Origin of the sequence: Achromobacter seleniivolatilans, assembly GCF_030864005.1 — a bacterium.
Lineage (GTDB): Bacteria > Pseudomonadota > Gammaproteobacteria > Burkholderiales > Burkholderiaceae_B > Achromobacter > Achromobacter seleniivolatilans.
Map to the genome: position 1 here is coordinate 1,074,985 of NZ_CP132976.1, position 15,293 is coordinate 1,090,277.

17 protein-coding genes are annotated in these 15,293 nt (G+C 59.4%); 8 read left to right on the forward strand and 9 right to left on the reverse strand.

All coding sequences use genetic code 11. The features are described 5' to 3' along the window. The first annotated feature begins 18 nt into the window (after nt 1-18). From RAS12_RS04735 to sodC, 3 genes are all read left to right on the forward strand, one after another. A complete protein-coding gene (locus tag RAS12_RS04735; protein WP_306945624.1) occupies nt 19-888 on the forward strand; it encodes a LysR substrate-binding domain-containing protein in 870 nt (289 codons plus the stop codon). A 157-nt stretch (nt 889-1,045) separates the two neighbouring features. After that, the gene (locus RAS12_RS04740; RefSeq protein ID WP_306951304.1) at nt 1,046-2,290 is read left to right on the forward strand and encodes a DUF445 domain-containing protein; all 1,245 of its coding nucleotides are present in this window, start codon (nt 1,046-1,048) and stop codon (nt 2,288-2,290) included. A 150-nt stretch (nt 2,291-2,440) separates the two neighbouring features. Then, complete coding sequence (gene sodC / locus RAS12_RS04745) at nt 2,441-2,965, forward strand: superoxide dismutase [Cu-Zn] SodC (protein WP_306945626.1); 525 nt, start codon at nt 2,441-2,443, stop codon at nt 2,963-2,965. Nucleotides 2,966-2,978: 13 nt separating this feature from the next. On the opposite strand, the gene RAS12_RS04750 is transcribed toward sodC, so the two are convergent. The 5 genes from RAS12_RS04750 to RAS12_RS04770 form a co-directional block, all read right to left on the reverse strand. Next, nucleotides 2,979-3,602 (reverse strand): glutathione S-transferase family protein, encoded by a 624-nt coding sequence (locus RAS12_RS04750; RefSeq protein ID WP_306945628.1) that lies wholly within the window; start codon nt 3,600-3,602, stop codon nt 2,979-2,981. Nucleotides 3,603-3,742: 140 nt separating this feature from the next. Beyond that, nucleotides 3,743-4,963, reverse strand: a complete 1,221-nt coding sequence (locus RAS12_RS04755; protein WP_306945630.1) for an MFS transporter — start codon at nt 4,961-4,963, stop codon at nt 3,743-3,745. Between the two features lie 93 nt (nt 4,964-5,056). Then, complete coding sequence (gene map / locus RAS12_RS04760; protein WP_306945632.1) at nt 5,057-5,848, reverse strand: type I methionyl aminopeptidase; 792 nt, start codon at nt 5,846-5,848, stop codon at nt 5,057-5,059. Next, entirely contained in the window at nt 5,849-6,094 is a 246-nt protein-coding gene (locus tag RAS12_RS04765) for a ParD-like family protein (RefSeq protein WP_306945634.1), read from the reverse strand. It lies immediately after the preceding gene. Between the two features lie 201 nt (nt 6,095-6,295). After that, nucleotides 6,296-6,781 carry a hypothetical protein gene (locus tag RAS12_RS04770; protein ID WP_306945636.1) on the reverse strand — a complete coding sequence of 162 codons (486 nt, stop codon included), beginning with the start codon at nt 6,779-6,781 and terminating at the stop codon, nt 6,296-6,298. A 297-nt stretch (nt 6,782-7,078) separates the two neighbouring features. Between RAS12_RS04770 and RAS12_RS04775 the strand changes: the two genes are divergently transcribed. Then, nucleotides 7,079-7,729 (forward strand): imm11 family protein, encoded by a 651-nt coding sequence (locus tag RAS12_RS04775; RefSeq protein ID WP_306945638.1) that lies wholly within the window; start codon nt 7,079-7,081, stop codon nt 7,727-7,729. 191 nt (nt 7,730-7,920) lie between these two features. Here RAS12_RS04775 and RAS12_RS04780 read toward each other — a convergent pair whose 3' ends face one another. Then, the gene (locus RAS12_RS04780) at nt 7,921-8,274 is read right to left on the reverse strand and encodes a hypothetical protein (RefSeq protein WP_306945639.1); all 354 of its coding nucleotides are present in this window, start codon (nt 8,272-8,274) and stop codon (nt 7,921-7,923) included. 113 nt (nt 8,275-8,387) lie between these two features. Here RAS12_RS04780 and RAS12_RS31010 point away from each other — a divergent pair, with 113 nt between their 5' ends. After that, the gene (locus RAS12_RS31010) at nt 8,388-8,600 is read left to right on the forward strand and encodes a peptidoglycan-binding protein (protein WP_371321290.1); all 213 of its coding nucleotides are present in this window, start codon (nt 8,388-8,390) and stop codon (nt 8,598-8,600) included. 1,111 nt (nt 8,601-9,711) lie between these two features. On the opposite strand, the gene RAS12_RS04785 is transcribed toward RAS12_RS31010, so the two are convergent. Together RAS12_RS04785 and RAS12_RS04790 are read right to left on the reverse strand one after the other, a co-directional pair. Then, a complete protein-coding gene (locus RAS12_RS04785; protein ID WP_306945642.1) occupies nt 9,712-10,146 on the reverse strand; it encodes a hypothetical protein in 435 nt (144 codons plus the stop codon). Between the two features lie 272 nt (nt 10,147-10,418). Next, on the reverse strand, nt 10,419-11,282 hold the full coding sequence (locus RAS12_RS04790) for a hypothetical protein (protein WP_306945644.1): 864 nt from the start codon (nt 11,280-11,282) through the stop codon (nt 10,419-10,421). 316 nt (nt 11,283-11,598) lie between these two features. Here RAS12_RS04790 and RAS12_RS04795 point away from each other — a divergent pair, with 316 nt between their 5' ends. Continuing rightward, nucleotides 11,599-12,075 (forward strand): hypothetical protein, encoded by a 477-nt coding sequence (locus RAS12_RS04795; protein WP_306945645.1) that lies wholly within the window; start codon nt 11,599-11,601, stop codon nt 12,073-12,075. Nucleotides 12,076-12,256: 181 nt separating this feature from the next. Here RAS12_RS04795 and RAS12_RS04800 read toward each other — a convergent pair whose 3' ends face one another. Continuing rightward, complete coding sequence (locus RAS12_RS04800) at nt 12,257-13,195, reverse strand: AraC family transcriptional regulator (RefSeq protein ID WP_306945647.1); 939 nt, start codon at nt 13,193-13,195, stop codon at nt 12,257-12,259. A 433-nt stretch (nt 13,196-13,628) separates the two neighbouring features. Here RAS12_RS04800 and RAS12_RS04805 point away from each other — a divergent pair, with 433 nt between their 5' ends. Both RAS12_RS04805 and RAS12_RS04810 read left to right on the forward strand, forming a co-directional pair. Further along, nucleotides 13,629-14,420: a putative bifunctional diguanylate cyclase/phosphodiesterase gene (locus RAS12_RS04805; protein ID WP_306945649.1), complete on the forward strand. Its 792-nt coding sequence runs from the start codon at nt 13,629-13,631 to the stop codon at nt 14,418-14,420. A 148-nt stretch (nt 14,421-14,568) separates the two neighbouring features. Then, nucleotides 14,569-15,135 carry a lipid-binding SYLF domain-containing protein gene (locus tag RAS12_RS04810; protein ID WP_306945651.1) on the forward strand — a complete coding sequence of 189 codons (567 nt, stop codon included), beginning with the start codon at nt 14,569-14,571 and terminating at the stop codon, nt 15,133-15,135. The last annotated feature ends 158 nt before the right edge of the window (nt 15,136-15,293 follow it).

Sequence of the window (15,293 nt, forward strand, 5' to 3'; positions counted from 1 at the left end):
CTGACAAAAGGAGTTTCTGTGCGCCAGTTGCCCCCGCTTGCCGCCGTACGCGCTTTTGAAGCGATTGCCCGCACGGGCTCGGTCACTCGCGCGGCCGAAGAACTGTGCCGCAGCCATGGGGCGATCAGCCGTCACCTGAAACTGTTGCAAGAGCACGCCGGGGTCGCGTTGTTCGACAAGGACGGCACCGGCTTGCAGATGACTCAGGCGGGCGCGGCCTTTTATGCGTCTGTGCGCGAGTCGTTCGATCAGCTGGAAAGCGCCTATGAACGCCTGGCTCGCGAGGCCCAGGGACCCGGTTTGCATGTGGCTTGCAGCGCCACGTTCGCCATGCGATGGCTGGTCCCGCAGCTGGCGGTGTTCTACCGCGAGCACCCCAATATCCGCATCCGCCTGTCAATGACGTCGGCCAGGGAAATGCGCAACGAAGGCGCGGATTTGCTGCTCGCGTGGGACTTGTCCGGCTATCCCGAGTCAGACCGCCGGCGTGCGCTGATGCTGGCGCCTGTGAATTTTGGCGCCGTCTGCACGCCGGATTACGCCAAGCGGGCCGCGGCGCAGCGGGTGCGCATTGCTCATGAATACACGTCCAGCGCGTGGAACCAATGGGAGGCCATCACGCGTGAACCGGTGGCGCTGGGCGGACAATTAGCGTTTCCGCACACGCATCTTTGCATTGAAGCCGCCTTGTCAGGACTGGGGGTGGCGCTGGTTGAGCGCCGCCTGATTACTCGCGAATTGCAGGAAGGCACGCTGGTGGCGCCGTTCGGTTTTGTGGCGTTCGACGGCGGCTTGCGGGCATTGCCCGCAGCCGGGCGCGGAAGTTCAGCCGCGGCCGATGCGGTCGTGGCGTGGCTGCGCGCGACATTGGCGGATACTCGCGCGTAGGCGCACGTTCCGATCCCTGCCGCCAGTTGTTATGCTGGCGCATCGCCTTGCCGGATTCTTCATGCCCGATACGCCCCGAACCGCCGCCTCTTCAGCACGCCGCGTTGCCACGCATGCCGCCCAGGCGCCCGATGTGCGCCGCACCCAGTTGCGGCGCATGAAGATTGCCGCGCTGGCCTTGCTGGTGGCCATGGTCAGCGGTTTCATCACGAGTCACGTCATGGGCGGGCAAGGCGTGTGGGCGTGGGTACGCGCCTTTTGCGAGGCGGCCACGGTAGGCGCCTTGGCGGATTGGTTTGCAGTCGTGGCCTTGTTTCGCCGGCCCATGGGCCTGCCTATTCCGCACACCGCCATCATTCCCAGCAACAAGGATCGCATCGGCGACAACCTGGCCGTCTTTGTCCGCGATCATTTTCTGGACCCGGACACCTTGATGGAAAAGCTGCGCGTCTTTGATCCTGCCGCTCGCCTGTCGCGTTGGCTGATCCGGCCCAAGCAGGCGCATGCCTTGAGCGAAGGCGCGCGCAGGGTCGCCTTGCAGACGCTGGACCTGCTGGACGATCAGGCGGTGCGAGGGGTAATTCAGGAATTCGTGGTGAAGAACCTGCGGCGCTGGGACGCGGCGGGTACGGTGGGCGAAGTATTGGGCTTGCTGACCCGGGACGGACGCCATCAAGAGCTGCTGGACGCCGCCATGGAGCGCCTGGGCGGTTATCTGGGCGAAGACGATGTCAAGCAACGTGCATCGGCGCTGCTGGTGAAATTTGCCAAGAAGGAATGGCCGCGCATCATCGCCGCCGTGGACGTGATCAAGTCAGTGGATGGCATTGCGGACAATCTGGCCGACCGGCTGGCGCTCGCGCTGGTGCAGGAAGTGCGTGATGTGCTGTCCGAACCCGATCATCCGGTCAGGCGGGATTACGAAGCCTGGGTGCTGGATTACATACAGCGCTTGCAGACGGACCCGGCGCTGTCGGCGCAGGTGGAAGACCTGAAACAGCGCGCCATCGACCATCCCAAGGTGCAAGAGTACGTGCAGGGCCTGTGGGACGATATTCATGCGGCGCTGCGGCGCGATTTGTCGGACGAAGGTTCGGCGCTGTCCCGCCATCTGGAAAGCGCCTTGCTGGCCCTGGGCCGAAAACTGGGTGAAGACCCGGGCCTGCGCGACGCCATCAACAATCACGTCATCGGCAGCGCCCGCCGCTTGACCGGTCGGCTGCGCATCGGCGTGACCGAACATATCTCCCGCACCGTCAAGAACTGGGACGAGCGCCATCTGGTTGATGAGCTGGAACTCAGCGTTGGCCGGGATCTGCAATACATCCGCTTTAACGGCACCCTGGTGGGCGGGCTGATCGGCGTTCTGCTGCACGCGGTGGTGCTCTTGGTGAATCGTTAACAAGCCTGATCGCTTGTATCAGGAATGAAGATTGCTGGCGGATAGCCCGGCCCCGGTGCTATTGTCATTTTCGCTATCGGCAGAGCAGGGCAGTCGATGCCCGTGCCGGGCGCGCCCGCACCTCGCGTGCATGATTCCAGGAGGCACTTCATGAAGAAAATTTCGATGCTGGTCACGGCTCTGGCGCTGGCAGGCGCTTCGAGCGCAGTCATGGCCGAAAACGTCACGATGTCGTTCCTGAACGCCGATGGCGTCGGCAAAAGCGCTGGCACCTTGAGCTTGAAAGACACCAAGGGCGGATTGCAGATCACCCCCAACCTGAAGGGTCTGCCGCCCGGCGAACACGGCTTTCATGTGCACGAAAAGCCATCGTGCGAACCCGGCCAGGTGAATGGGCAAATGGCGCCTGGCGGTGCTGCGGGCGGCCATCTAGATCCTAAGGGAACCAAGGCGCACAAGGGCCCCATGGCGACCGACGGTCATCAAGGCGACCTGCCATTCATTGTGGTCGCAGCCGACGGCACCGCGAAGAAAGCGGTTGTGGCGCCCCATCTGAAGCTGGCCGACGTCAAAAAGCATGCCGTGATGATTCACGTGGGCGGCGACAACTACAGCGATACGCCTGCGCCGCTGGGCGGCGGAGGCGGGCGTCTGGTTTGCGGCGTGGTGAAGTAGCCGCAAGCGCCAATCAAGCCGTGCCGTTGCGGCCGTACAGCCGGTAACCCTCGTGCGAGGCCAGCCGGTCGTAGTAGGCCGCAACGCAGGGCAAGGCAGGCCGGTCGAAGGGCGTGCAGAACCACCGGTTGACCGATAAGCCAATGGGAATATCGGCCAGCGTGAACGCGCCGCCCGCCACGTAGGCGCCGGTCTGCTCCAGGCGCTGTTCCAAAATGCGCATGAAATGCGTCCAGCTCTGGCACGACGCAGCTATGCTGGCGGCGTCGCGATGCAAGGCTGACTGCCGCGCGAGCGCCATGAACGCGTAACTCCAGGACCGGTTCAGATCCGTCGCCTGCCAATCCATCCATTGGTCCACGCGCGCCCGTTGCTTCGGGTCCGCCGGATACAGCGCCTGGCCCCCGTATTGCGAGACCAGGTATCGGATGATGCTATTGGACTCCCACAGCACAAAATCGCCATCCCGGATGACGGGCACCATGGCATTGGGATTCAACGCCAGAAACGCCGGATCGCTGGTGGGCTGAAACCCCACGCCCCAGTCCTCGCGTTCGAAAGGCAAATTCAGTTCGGCGCAGGTCCAAAGCACCTTGCGCACATTGATGGATGACGCTTTGCCCAGAATTTTCAGCATCTTGCAGTTGCCCAAATAGGATGTGTGCGTGAGTCAGCACAGGGCGAGTCTAGCGGGGCGCGCGTGGGGCGGCCAGATACAGATCGCCGGCGGCGAATACAGAACAGATACCCGCGCGCTCGATGCGGCGGGCGCGCCGCTTATGCCCCCAGCGGCTCTGGCTGGCGGCGCAGCCGCAGCACCGGGGATGTGAACAGCACCAGAAACTGCACCAGAAAGCCAGCCGTGGATACCCACAGGCAGGCCTCGACGCCCACTCTGGCCGCCAGGGTGGCGCCGATCAAGGCGCCGATGGGCCGGGCGCCAAAAGTGGCTGTCAGGATCACGGCAGACACCCTGCCCAGCAGCGCATTGGGTGTGACGGCCTGGCGCAATGTGGTGGTGGTGATGGTCCACAGAATGGGACCCGCGCCGAACAGGAAAAAGCCCGCCGCCGTCCAAATGCCCGACGGAAAGAGCAAGGTCGATAAGAGGATGACGCTTGCGGCCAGCGCCGTCAGCGGCCCCGCGGCGATCATGGCGCCAAACGATAGCCTGCGCGACAGCCAGGGCGCCAGCGCCGCGCCTGCCAGCATGCCGCCGCCGTAAATGCCCAAGGTGATGCCTACGCCAGTGGCGGACAGCCCCAGCCGTTCAACCGCGTAAGCCACATAGATGGCTTGCAGCACAAACCATGCGGTGTTGAAGAACACGGCGGTCACCAGCACCGGCCGCAGCAAGGGGTGCGTGGCGACAAACGCCGCGCCCTCGCGTAATTCAGTCAGCAAGTGGCGGCGCTGCGCGGGCTTGGGCACGTCTTGCGGCAGGCCCGCGAGCAGCACCACGGCCAGGAGCGACAAGGTCGTGGCCAGCACATAGGCCGTGGGCGCGCCCATCCAGCCGACCAGCGCGCCGCCCGCAGCAGGCCCTGCGGAAAACGCGCAACTGCGTGCCAGTTCCAGCCACCGATTGGCATTGGCCAGTTCAGCCGCCGGTACCAGTCTAGGCACCAGTGCGGGCGCGGCGACGTTATAGGCCACCGTGCCAACCGCACCCAAAAATCCCAACGCGGCCAGCCATCCCAGGTTCAGCCCGCCCATCCATAACAGCGCCAGCAGGCCCAACAAGCTGGCCGCGCGCACGAATTCGGCGCTGCACATCAACATGCGGCGCGACATGCGGTCCGCCAACACGCCGGCCGGCAACGACAGCAGCAAGAAAGGCAATGTCTGCGCGGTTTGCAGATATCCGGTCTGCGCGGCGGTAGCGCCCAGCGCCAGCACCGCGACCAAAGGGGCAGCCGCCAACGCCATTTGTTCAGAAAACTGCGCCGCCAGATTGGATGCGGCCAGACGGCGAAAAGCGGAGGGCAGGGCAGGCATGAAAGTGAGACGCGAGAAACAATAAGGGCACGATCATGATCGTGCCCTTGCCGGTCCGCACTCCGTTCCTTGCCTTTGGCAAGGACAGCGGGATCAGGGGATGGAGGGATAGTCGCCGTAGCCGTCGGGCCAGGGCGTCAACACTTCGTAGCCCGTTTCGGTCACGACCACCATGTGTTCCCATTGGGCCGACAGCGAGCGGTCTTTGCTGACCACGGTCCAGCCGTCTGGCAACTGCTTGGTCGCGGGCTTGCCTGCATTGATCATGGGTTCAATGGTGAACATCATGCCGGGTTGCAGGACCATGCCTTCGCCGGGGCGTCCGTAATGCAGCACTTGCGGATCGTCGTGATAGATCTGGCCGATGCCATGACCGCAATACTCACGCACGATGCTGAAATGCTCGCGGTGCGCCACCGTCTGAATGGCGTAGCCGATGTCGCCCAGCGTCGCGCCGGGCTTGACCGCCATGATGCCGGCGCGGGTGGCTTCGTACGTGGTGTTGACCAAGCGGCGGGCCAGTTGGCTGGGCTGACCCACGTAATACATGCGGCTGGTATCGCCAAACCAGCCGTCTTTAATGACGGCCACGTCGATGTTCAGGATGTCGCCGTTCTTCAGCACCTTGGCCGAAGGAATGCCGTGACAGATCACATGGTTGACCGACGCGCAGATCGTCTTCGGAAACCCGTGATACCCCACGTTAGCCGGAATCGCCTTCAGCACATTCACGATGTACTCGTTGCAGATGCGGTCCAGCTCATCGGTAGTGACACCCGGGCGGACGTGTTCGCCAATCATGTGCAGCACTTCCGCAGCCATGGCGCCAGCCTTGCGGGCCATTTCGATATCGGCGGCGGACTTGATGGAAACCTTCTTTGCCATTTACGCGGCCTCCTGCTGGGAAGCGTCAGGTAAGCCCTGAGACAGGGCCGCAATGGCGAAGCCTTCTCCTTGCTCGATGCGGATCAGCAACTGGCAGATATCGGCGTGGCGCAGTTCGGGATAGAGCTCGGACAACATGCCGATGCGCATCCAGTGTTCAGCTTGGGAATTGATCGAGCGGCTCAACGCGCTGCCCGCGACGCGCAGATTTTCGTGCATCTGCTCGGAGATTTTGACGAGGCCCATGGGGATAGCGTTCCATATATGGTTTGTATACGGAACGTATGGTACTGCTGGGCGGGGCGGGGTGCAAATGGGGGGGATGGTTTGGGGGGCTTGCGGAGCGTAGCTGGGGTCGATGGGGGGCACATGGTGCCTTGGGCGGAAAGCAACTTTTTCCAACGACTGCTTCCGACCCTAAGCCGCCATGCCCCTACACAGATTTCATCACAGCCATGGGACAGCTTCGAATGAAAACGGATGCTCGTGTCCCTCGGCTTCTTGTATGACCAACTCAACCGTCGGGGATGACAAAAACTGCCGTAATGTCACTCGGTATGCTCCCCCAGGAATGGGGAGCTGGGTGTGATAGCGGGCGATTGCACGTTCATTATCAAACTGTGCGGCCATCGTCAACTGCGTGTAATCCGTCAACCACAACCCGTCATCTTCAACTCGCAGTAAACCGGAGGCTTCTCGCTGGGTGGCTAGCGGCGTCGGCCGATTGGAAATTCTCAGGCGCCCGTTTGCAAAATCCGGGCCCAGATGGGCAACGAACAAGACCTGCGCATTCATCTGCGCCAGAAACCGCTCGATAACTTGCTCCAGCGTCCAGTCTTCGCCTACGTATCCAGCGTATGCGTCAGGGCACACCAAAGCAACGAATCCGTCTTCATCGACCTCGGAAAACAACTCGAAATCAGTCGGGCACATAATCGTGTTCCTTTTTTATTCATGTCATGACAGGCTCGGACGCCAGACTAGGGTCTGCAAGTGAATCACTCCTTAGGTCGCTCCGATTCCTGCCACCTGTGGATCTGGATATACGCCGAGCGCCTTCGAGTAATACTAAATGACCTAAATGCGGAAGACCGCTACTGGCCGGGAGCGGCCAAGTTAATCAAGTATTACAGGCACCATTTCGACGGAACTTGTGGCTGCGCTAAAGCCCCGTTAGCATCAGCTCACCTGCATTCCCATTCTGCGCCCACATTCATGATAGAAGCCACCATGACCGAACCCACCGCCGTTGAGGTTTCAGGCGAAGCCGCATCTCATAAGGGCGAATTTTTCCTGATCGACGCCAGCTTCCTGGGCAACGGCAGGGTTCCCGGCATAGAAATCTCCAACGAAGAGAAGCTGATCCATCCGGGGATGAATGTCGTCTCGCGTCCTAACGGAATGCCAAATCAGTATCCGGAGCGTCCCCATTTGGTTCATGTACCGGAGAAGGGCGGAATGCCACGCGATCTGGAAGAGTTTGCCGGCATATGGATTGTGTCGGAGCCTTTGAAGCAGCTGTTTGAGCGGATGGACGCCGAGGCATTTGCATTTGTGGCATGCGACTTCAGCCTTGCTGACGGGAGCCCCGGTCCTCATTACTACCTAGGCAATGTGCTGCGCAGACTCGATGCCCTGGATGAAGCCTCCTCTCGCTTGAGGATCAAGCTCGACCACAATTATCAGACCGGCGAGGACGAGAAGCTTTATAGCCTCGTCGGCGGGGCCAGCTTGGTGTTCAAACAGGATGTTGTGGGAGATGTCCATGTCTTCCGCCAGGAGCGCATGGCAGCTCCTCCTATCTGCGACCGCGCGATGTTTGACGCATTGAGTGCGGCCAATTTCTCCGGCGTACGGCTGCGCGATGTAACCGGTACTTAGAGCGTCTTCACCTCCGGTCACATGGCACAATGGCCGAACCAACGCTAGTAGCTGCCGTTCAACTCGAGACGAACTCTCCAGATATCATTGCTACAACGCCGGGGGGGCGAGTGGTATTGATTGAATGCACATTACGAATTGCCGATTTTTCTTCGAAGCTTGGCAAACTGGTAGATAGGCACCGAATGCTCTTAAAGACTTTCAAAGAAGGTAATCACTAGAAGCGTTCGATCGTTTGAGATTTCCCCAAGACCCAGATCAATTGATTGACGAAGCAAAAGCTCAACTTTTGAGTCATCGCCCGGATTGAACAAATGTCTTTGTAAATCAAATCTTGAACTGTGCAATGTTCGCTCCTGACCGAAAGGCGACATCGCAGCGCTTTGCCACCCCTTGAATTGTGCGGATACCCGGGCTCGTAGCGGGTACGATTTGATGAACGCTCCGGCCAAAAGCCGGAGCGTTTTGCATTTCAGCGGACGGGTTGGGGCAGGTATAACGCCGGCTATCGGACTGCGCTGATCGACACCGGCGGTGCTTTTCATGACATTCGTTGCTCTATCAAGAGATGGGGTAATTGGATGGACGAGGAATCAAGCATCAGCGTTTTGCCCAGGAAATCGCGATTGGCAGTGACCTTGTTGTTGGAGGCGCAGCCATGATTCGAATACAGGCGTCAGTAGGGCAAGGCGGGTTGAATCGGGCCGCCGATGTGCGCGTGGTGCAGAGGGCATTGAATGCGTACAGGCGTCGGTACAGGTATGGGCGGGAAATTCCCGAAACCGGCCTGGTTTCTTCCGACGTTGTCCAGACGATTCAAGATTTTCAGAGCAGACTCGGGGTCGCCCCATCGGGCCGGTGGAACGGCTGATATAGGGGGGATGGGGTATGTCGGTTCAGGAACCACCGTTGAAGTGCTGGTAAGTGATGGCAGGTTAGTGAGTCAGGGTTCTCAATGGGGGCATGTGGCTATCGATGTTGGGGGGACTGTTTACTCAAGGGCTCACGGGGGGTATGACACCAAACCCCGAGCGGCGTACCTATTTTCGAACAGCTTTCGCGACACGGTAGGTCTCGTGCTCAAAGTGTCGCCGGCTGACGTAGCCACTATACGAGCGGAACTCCGACGTAGGGTGGCGCTGAACGCGCCTTACGATTTGCTCGGCAACAGCTGCTCGACAAACGTCGCCGATGTTCTCGAGATGGTTGGAGTGCTGGCCCATGACCCAAGATTTCAGTGGGACGCCTCGAGAAGAACAGCGGTGAGCCCGAAAGAAGTCTTGTTAATCGTGTCACGGTCCTCTCGCGTGGTCAGGCGCAATTTCTACCCAACGACGAAATGAAGCATCTCCTGAGTGTTGTAGCAATGATTATTGCGTTATGCGGGTGCTCGGACCGACCGCAGGGGCGGTGGGAGGTTGTCGCCTTCATAGACGTGTACGCGGACAATGATGATGTGGCGCCGGTTATCTTCTCACTTGCGCCAGGTGACGTCTGTGCGCTAGGTGCGGGATGGAGCTATCAAAAGGTCTACCGATTCAAGCGAGTTTCGTGTAGCAAAGGAAGTGGGTGGGTGATGACCGATGATGAGTTTAGAAAGATCTCTGATCCACTTTGAAAGCCTACAAACACAAGCCCCTCAGCGCAAGTATTGGGCTTTTTTTATATATGCAGGATGCAGGCATCGTTCCCAGAGGTCTCGCGATTCCGGCTACCTGAATTCAAAAGCCTGGGGCTGAGCGGCCACTTTCGACCCAAAGTGGCCCTTGTGCCTTGCCTATAGCTGCCGTTCGCCAATGTCCGCAGGACGCCTTAGAGCGTTTGACCTGCGTAAGAGCACCGTTGTCGCGGGCCGTGTTGAAGCAGAGCACGAAGACCCGGTAATTGCCGAGTTCCTGACCTTTCCTGGGCCGAGATAGCCAGATGGGTCGGAATGTTCGTGGTGTTCCGCAGGCACTAACCCGCGCGATATGGAAGCAGGCTCAACATAAGCCCTGATCGCGGTACTCACCCGGTGCGCCCAGCACGGCGCAGAACTTGTGGTTTTCGCCGGAATAGGTGTGCTTGGCGTGGATGGTCAGCGTGGCACCGGCCAACCCGACTTTCTTCGGATTGCAAGACCAGAAGCCGCTGGAGATTTCGTTGTACGACGCCCTGGCGACGAGGCGCGGCGGTTGCGCGGGCTGCTTTTTTCCGGGTGTCGTAGTGGCCAGCCACTCGATCCAGACATGGCAGCTCACATGCTCGAAGCCCACATTCTCCAAGATCACCCGGTAGGAGCCCTGCCCGTCGCGGGAATGCCAACTTCCGCCAGTCAGCGTCCCCAGGAGCTCCGCTTGATCCGCGTCAGTCTCCGCGACGCAGGGAGCCACCACCAGGAACGAGAGGCTTAGCAACGCTGCTGCAAGAATTTTCATGGTTCGGATTGCCTGTCGAGAATGGGCGTGTAAGGTTTGAACACGTGTAGATCAATGCCTTGGGCTTGTGCTGCCTGACCCGGGTCTTGCCCCGTATAGCCTTTGGTCCACTTTGGGACGCGAGCAGTCGTGGACGACGGGCCGCTTCGACCCAGTGCGTATGGACGGATCATGGGGGTAGCTAGCCCAGAAGCGGTCACTAGTCAGAACCACCAACCTAAACCCTCTACCCCCAACAGTCGGTGGGTTGATCGCCTCCAATTGCCGCATCTCTAGCAGACTCGGTCGCCCATCTGAAAGAGCGCAGCCTCGATCTCGCGAAGCGACGCGAATTGGCTCTTATTGCCAGCGAGGCACAATGCATCCGACAACAACCAATTCGCCCGCACGTTCCACGTGTAGTGATCCTCAGCCCGAGCGATGCTTTGAAAAATCCCAGGTGCTGCATTCCGGTGACCCCGAGCGGCACCATTTGGCGGTAAGGTTCCAAACCGGAGAAGGGCCGGCAACTTGATTGAGGGCGAATTTTTGATGTTTGTCCACCAGTAAAGCGCGAGCCATGTCAGCGATGCTGCCACTCGGCTGTCGTAGATGATGAATTCGTCTAGCAGAAGGGCGTACACCTTGGTCATCCCTGCATTGAACCGCAGTCCAGTTACCGTGCTTACGTCGTCGCCGCTCGCATAATCCATGACAACTTGGTTCAAGAGCGCATGTAGGTGCGCGTGGTGCCGCGCTAACCAGGGCTTGTTTCCGCCATGTGGCGTAGTCGTATAGACCCCTCCCCAGTGGAAGATTGCCGCGACTGCCCCGGCCAACCTAAGGGTGTTTTGGCCCCTGAACGCGGTGCGTAGGGCGTCTTGCAGCGAGCTCAGAACCACCGTGTTGATCTCCAGGTTCGCGCGGGCAGCAAGCGGCGGCACGACTGGATGGATGTACGGATAGCTGCTGTGCGGGTTCGGCAGGCCAATCTTGGCCTTCAACGGCCATGCGTAGGCGGCTTTCGCCGCAGGCAAACTGGCATAGTGGTGCGCTCCGACCGTGAACTGCACCGGTCGTCCCTGCAGGCGCTGCGCAATCCAATCACGAAAGCTCGCCACATCCACATCATCAACTAGGTATTGGCTTCTATTCATAGCTTTTTCTATATATACGAGTCGCTCAATTTTCAGGCATTTTGAAACCAATAACTCACGAACGTCGGCTCATGGCCGAAAACAGCCATTCCAAAATGACCGCCTCCGCTACATACCGTGCATCAGCGACCAAAATGCGTTAGGCGGAACTAGCGCGATATCGTTAGTCATTTACCTCTTGACCAGCCCAGGATGGAACTAAGGAAATCAAACTAACTGAGCTTTTATCGGAAGAAAACCCGTGTTTAATGAATCCCAACCGTACGCCGCGATCGCGTGCCCGATAGCGCTTCATATCTCTTCCGAGGAAACCGACATGACATCGCAGCCACAACGCTTCCTGGATCATCTTGCCGCCCACGGCTGGACGGTGCTGCGGACCACGCCCGACTCGCCAGCGGCCACCCCTGGCAACGCCCACGGCTACGGCGCTTTCCTGGCGGCATTCACCGAATTGCACAACGCGAACCAGACTCGCTGGTTCCTGAGCGCGGCTGACCATGACGGCACGGCGGACTGTGCCTTTCCCTGGTACACCCTGCGAGATATCAGCCTGGAGGCCGCGCTGGACGACGCAGGGCGGCAGGCGGTCCTGGACTTCTGGCAGCAGCACACGCCGATCTACATGAGCGTTGCAGGCGAATACGAATTCCTGGCGATAGAACGCGACTCGGGCCGGATCGTGCACGGTATCGAGCCGGAATTCGAGGACACACGCGATGTCGCTTCGAGCCTCGCGGCCCTGTTCGAAGACATGATTGCGGGCCGAGCCACGGCGGGGCTACTGGCGTAACGCCGTATGCAAGACCCTACGTAGTCCCACATGCCGCCCGATATGAAGGCTTATACCCACCAGCCCAGGAGACTTGGCTGGACTGCGCAATCGCCGACGGAGGCCGGCCGCACCTGGGGCCGCGCGACGCGACTTGGTTCATGGATGACGGTATTGATCTCCACCGCGACAACGTAGCGGGTCAAGCCCCATCGCGTAGCGCAGCGCGAAAACGCGAGGGAGCCTGCCCAGTCCAGCGCTTGAATGCGCGCGTGAAATGCGCGGGGTCGCTGTAGCCGACCATGTAGGCGATTTCAGTGGCGGAGTATTTGCGCTGTTCAATCAGCCGAAGCGCCTCGCTTCGGCGCGTCTCGTCGTGCAGGGTATCGAAATCGACGCCACTGCGTTTAAGGCGTCGCTGCAGGGTGCGCGCCGACATCCCGATCTCTCTGGAAATTGACACGAGCTTTGCCTTGTCTTGATCGGATATGCGCTCAATGAGCAGGCCCGCTGTGTCTATCGTGGATTGCAGCGCTGTGGTGATTTTTCTGGCGTCATCTTTCATTGCGCGCAGGGGGCTGTCGAGTAGATCACGGTCGAACTCGATCATGTTGTATTCAGCGCCCGTCACGATGTTCGGACCCAGGCTGCCTTCAAGTGCGTCGTCGCCCCGGGTCCGGGGCGAATTCAGGTGTACCCGTATGGCCGAAGCGCCGCCTGCCATCAGCGGAATTTTTCGAAGCACGGCCAGGCTGCCCAGAATGAACTGCGTGGGGTCTTCGTCGAGCCGCCCGGTGAAGCGATGAATCAGTCTGGTGCTTCGGCCTTCCGTGACGATGTCGACTCTTCCGCCCTGGTGCAGCAATTCCGCGTGCGTGGCGGCCCTGGCGCAAGCTTGCACGATGTTGACCGAATCCATGACCAGGTCGCCCCAGATGCCAAGGGAGCGCAACTCCGTCAACTGGCCCACGTGGGCGCCGGCGAAAGGGTCCTGCGCTACGTCCGCCATTTCGTTTGAAATGCGAAAGCACATGGGGCGTGGAAGCCAAATATCGGGGGTTTGGAATATGTTCGGCGAGATGCCCAGGCGTTGGAAGAACTCTAGGGCGGACACACCCCGACTTGCCAAGTAGGGTGCCATCTGCAAAAAACTGCGAAGCTTGATGGATGGCGTGGGATGGGAATTGGCTTTAGACACAGAAACTTGTACGGCCCGCTTGACGTGAATGCTTGGCGGAATTTACACCGCGGCTTTCGCGAACCCGCTTAAAACTCTCCTGGCGAGACGAATCGATGCAAATGATGAGACATTTCAGCGATCTTGCAGGACGCAATAAGGCCAGTCGTGCCCCGAGGCATTGGACGCGCTGGATCGGCCCAGTTGCACCAACGAAACGCCGAACCCGGCGCTTTTGTGCACTCACGTGCGCAGTTCACGGGGAGTCCGTTCTGGCGCAACAAGTCGCCTCCCTGTGCAGGGGGCGCCTGGACCGCTTTGCATTTGGCATCTGATGGCAAGACGCCGTTGAAGCATTCTCCTAAGCTGGCCTCGACCAGGGGGGAGAAAAAAAACCATGGGGCAGCACGCTACAGTGAAGACATACCGTTCGCTGCAAGGCGAATTGGCCAACGCCGCGACGCGCGGGGAGTTGTTCCTTCAATACCAGCCTATTGTTGACATGTCGGAGAAGATCATTGGCATGGAGGCGTTGATGCGCTGGGATTCGGCTGAGTACGGCCAGATTCCACCCGCGCAATTCATACCGCTTGCGGAGCAGAGTGGAGCCATCCTCTATATGGGTGATTGGGCGCTGGACGAAGGCTGTCAGCAACTACAGCAATGGTCAAGGATTCCGATGGCTGCCGAATGGACGCTGAGTGTCAATGTCAGCGCGCATCAGTTCAATACCGCCCATTTTGTTGATTACGTGGTGCATGCCGTGCAACGGTATGGGATTGCACCAGGTCGGCTGATACTTGAAGTCACGGAAAACGTGTTTCTGAATTCGACGTCGAGCCGGCAGCAGGATGGATTTCGGCGAATCCGTGAGGCGGGCGTTGGCATAGCCATAGACGATTTCGGTACCGGATTTTCGTCCATGTGCTATTTGAGAGATCTATCGGTCTCTCGAATAAAAATAGATAGGACATTCATTGAAAACGTGACTGAGAACAAGAAGGATCAGGGCATCGTCGTAGCCATAGTCATGTTGGCGCACGCGCTTGGTTTGGACGTGGTCGCCGAAGGCGTCGAAACGGCGGAACAATTGAAGTTTCTGAAAACGGTGGGTTGTTCGGCCTTTCAAGGCTTTCTTTTTGGAAGGCCCAGCGACGTTTCAGAATTCTTGTGTTCAGAATTCCTGTGACGATTGGGGCCACGTCTTTTTTGACACCAAATGGCAAGCTTGCCGTGCTGCGCGCGGGTACAGTACGGCGCGGCAAGGCAGGTGCACCCGCGCATTGGTACGTATAACCAAACCAAGGTATTACAAGTTCATGGAATGTCACAAAGATATGAAACCTGTCGGCAAGCAACTGGCTCAATGCCTGCGTTCGGCCGTGTTGGTGTTTGCCTGCGCAGCCGGCCCCGCGAGCGTCGCTTTGGCCGATTCCGCATCAGCGATCCAAAGCGAATCCGCCGCGGCGCTACAACATCTTTACGCTGTCGAACCCAGCACGAAAGAGCTGGGCGATAAAGCGGTAGCCGTGCTGGTTTTCCCAAAAATATACAAGGCGGGTTTCGTTGTTGGCGGTGAGCACGGACAAGGCGCGTTGTTCAAGGGCAAGGACGCTATCGGCTATTACGAAATCTCCGCCATGTCTCTGGGCCTGCAAGCTGGCGCCCAGACATTTGGATATGCGCTGTTCTTCATGAACCAGAAGTCGCTGAATTATCTTGAGAAGAGCGATGGCTGGGCGTTGGGCAGTGGCCCCAGCTTGGTAGCCTGGGACAAATCTGTTGCTTCCAGCCTGTCTACCACCACTTTGTCCCAGCAAGTTTTTGCGGTGCCCTTCGGCGCCCAGGGTTTGATGGCGGGCATGGGTCTTGAAGGCTCCAAGATTTCCTCTATCAGGCCTTAGTCCTAACGCCGGATATCTGGCTTCCACGCTGCAAGTGATTTCGTAGACCTGCGCGATGAGACGCGGCGCAGCGCGCCGCGCATATCTAGACGCTCGCGAAGCACTTTGGCATCGAATGGCAAGCCCGGGCGTTGCATTTTCTGTAGCCTCGCAGGGCT

What these genes read in the sequence shown, in the direction of transcription:
- RAS12_RS04740 (WP_306951304.1), top strand. Translation starts at nt 1,046, where the DNA reads ATGAAGATTGCCGCGCTGGCCTTGCTGGTGGCCATGGTCAGCGGTTTC.
- sodC (WP_306945626.1), top strand. Translation starts at nt 2,441, where the DNA reads ATGAAGAAAATTTCGATGCTGGTCACGGCTCTGGCGCTGGCAGGCGCT.
- RAS12_RS04750 (WP_306945628.1), bottom strand. Translation starts at nt 3,602, where the DNA reads ATGCTGAAAATTCTGGGCAAAGCGTCATCCATCAATGTGCGCAAGGTG.
- RAS12_RS04755 (WP_306945630.1), bottom strand. Translation starts at nt 4,963, where the DNA reads ATGCCTGCCCTGCCCTCCGCTTTTCGCCGTCTGGCCGCATCCAATCTG.
- map (WP_306945632.1), bottom strand. Translation starts at nt 5,848, where the DNA reads ATGGCAAAGAAGGTTTCCATCAAGTCCGCCGCCGATATCGAAATGGCC.
- RAS12_RS04765 (WP_306945634.1), bottom strand. Translation starts at nt 6,094, where the DNA reads ATGGGCCTCGTCAAAATCTCCGAGCAGATGCACGAAAATCTGCGCGTC.
- RAS12_RS04770 (WP_306945636.1), bottom strand. Translation starts at nt 6,781, where the DNA reads ATGTGCCCGACTGATTTCGAGTTGTTTTCCGAGGTCGATGAAGACGGA.
- RAS12_RS04775 (WP_306945638.1), top strand. Translation starts at nt 7,079, where the DNA reads ATGACCGAACCCACCGCCGTTGAGGTTTCAGGCGAAGCCGCATCTCAT.
- RAS12_RS04780 (WP_306945639.1), bottom strand. Translation starts at nt 8,274, where the DNA reads ATGAAAAGCACCGCCGGTGTCGATCAGCGCAGTCCGATAGCCGGCGTT.
- RAS12_RS31010 (WP_371321290.1), top strand. Translation starts at nt 8,388, where the DNA reads ATGATTCGAATACAGGCGTCAGTAGGGCAAGGCGGGTTGAATCGGGCC.
- RAS12_RS04785 (WP_306945642.1), bottom strand. Translation starts at nt 10,146, where the DNA reads ATGAAAATTCTTGCAGCAGCGTTGCTAAGCCTCTCGTTCCTGGTGGTG.
- RAS12_RS04790 (WP_306945644.1), bottom strand. Translation starts at nt 11,282, where the DNA reads ATGAATAGAAGCCAATACCTAGTTGATGATGTGGATGTGGCGAGCTTT.
- RAS12_RS04795 (WP_306945645.1), top strand. Translation starts at nt 11,599, where the DNA reads ATGACATCGCAGCCACAACGCTTCCTGGATCATCTTGCCGCCCACGGC.
- RAS12_RS04800 (WP_306945647.1), bottom strand. Translation starts at nt 13,195, where the DNA reads ATGGCACCCTACTTGGCAAGTCGGGGTGTGTCCGCCCTAGAGTTCTTC.
- RAS12_RS04805 (WP_306945649.1), top strand. Translation starts at nt 13,629, where the DNA reads ATGGGGCAGCACGCTACAGTGAAGACATACCGTTCGCTGCAAGGCGAA.
- RAS12_RS04810 (WP_306945651.1), top strand. Translation starts at nt 14,569, where the DNA reads ATGAAACCTGTCGGCAAGCAACTGGCTCAATGCCTGCGTTCGGCCGTG.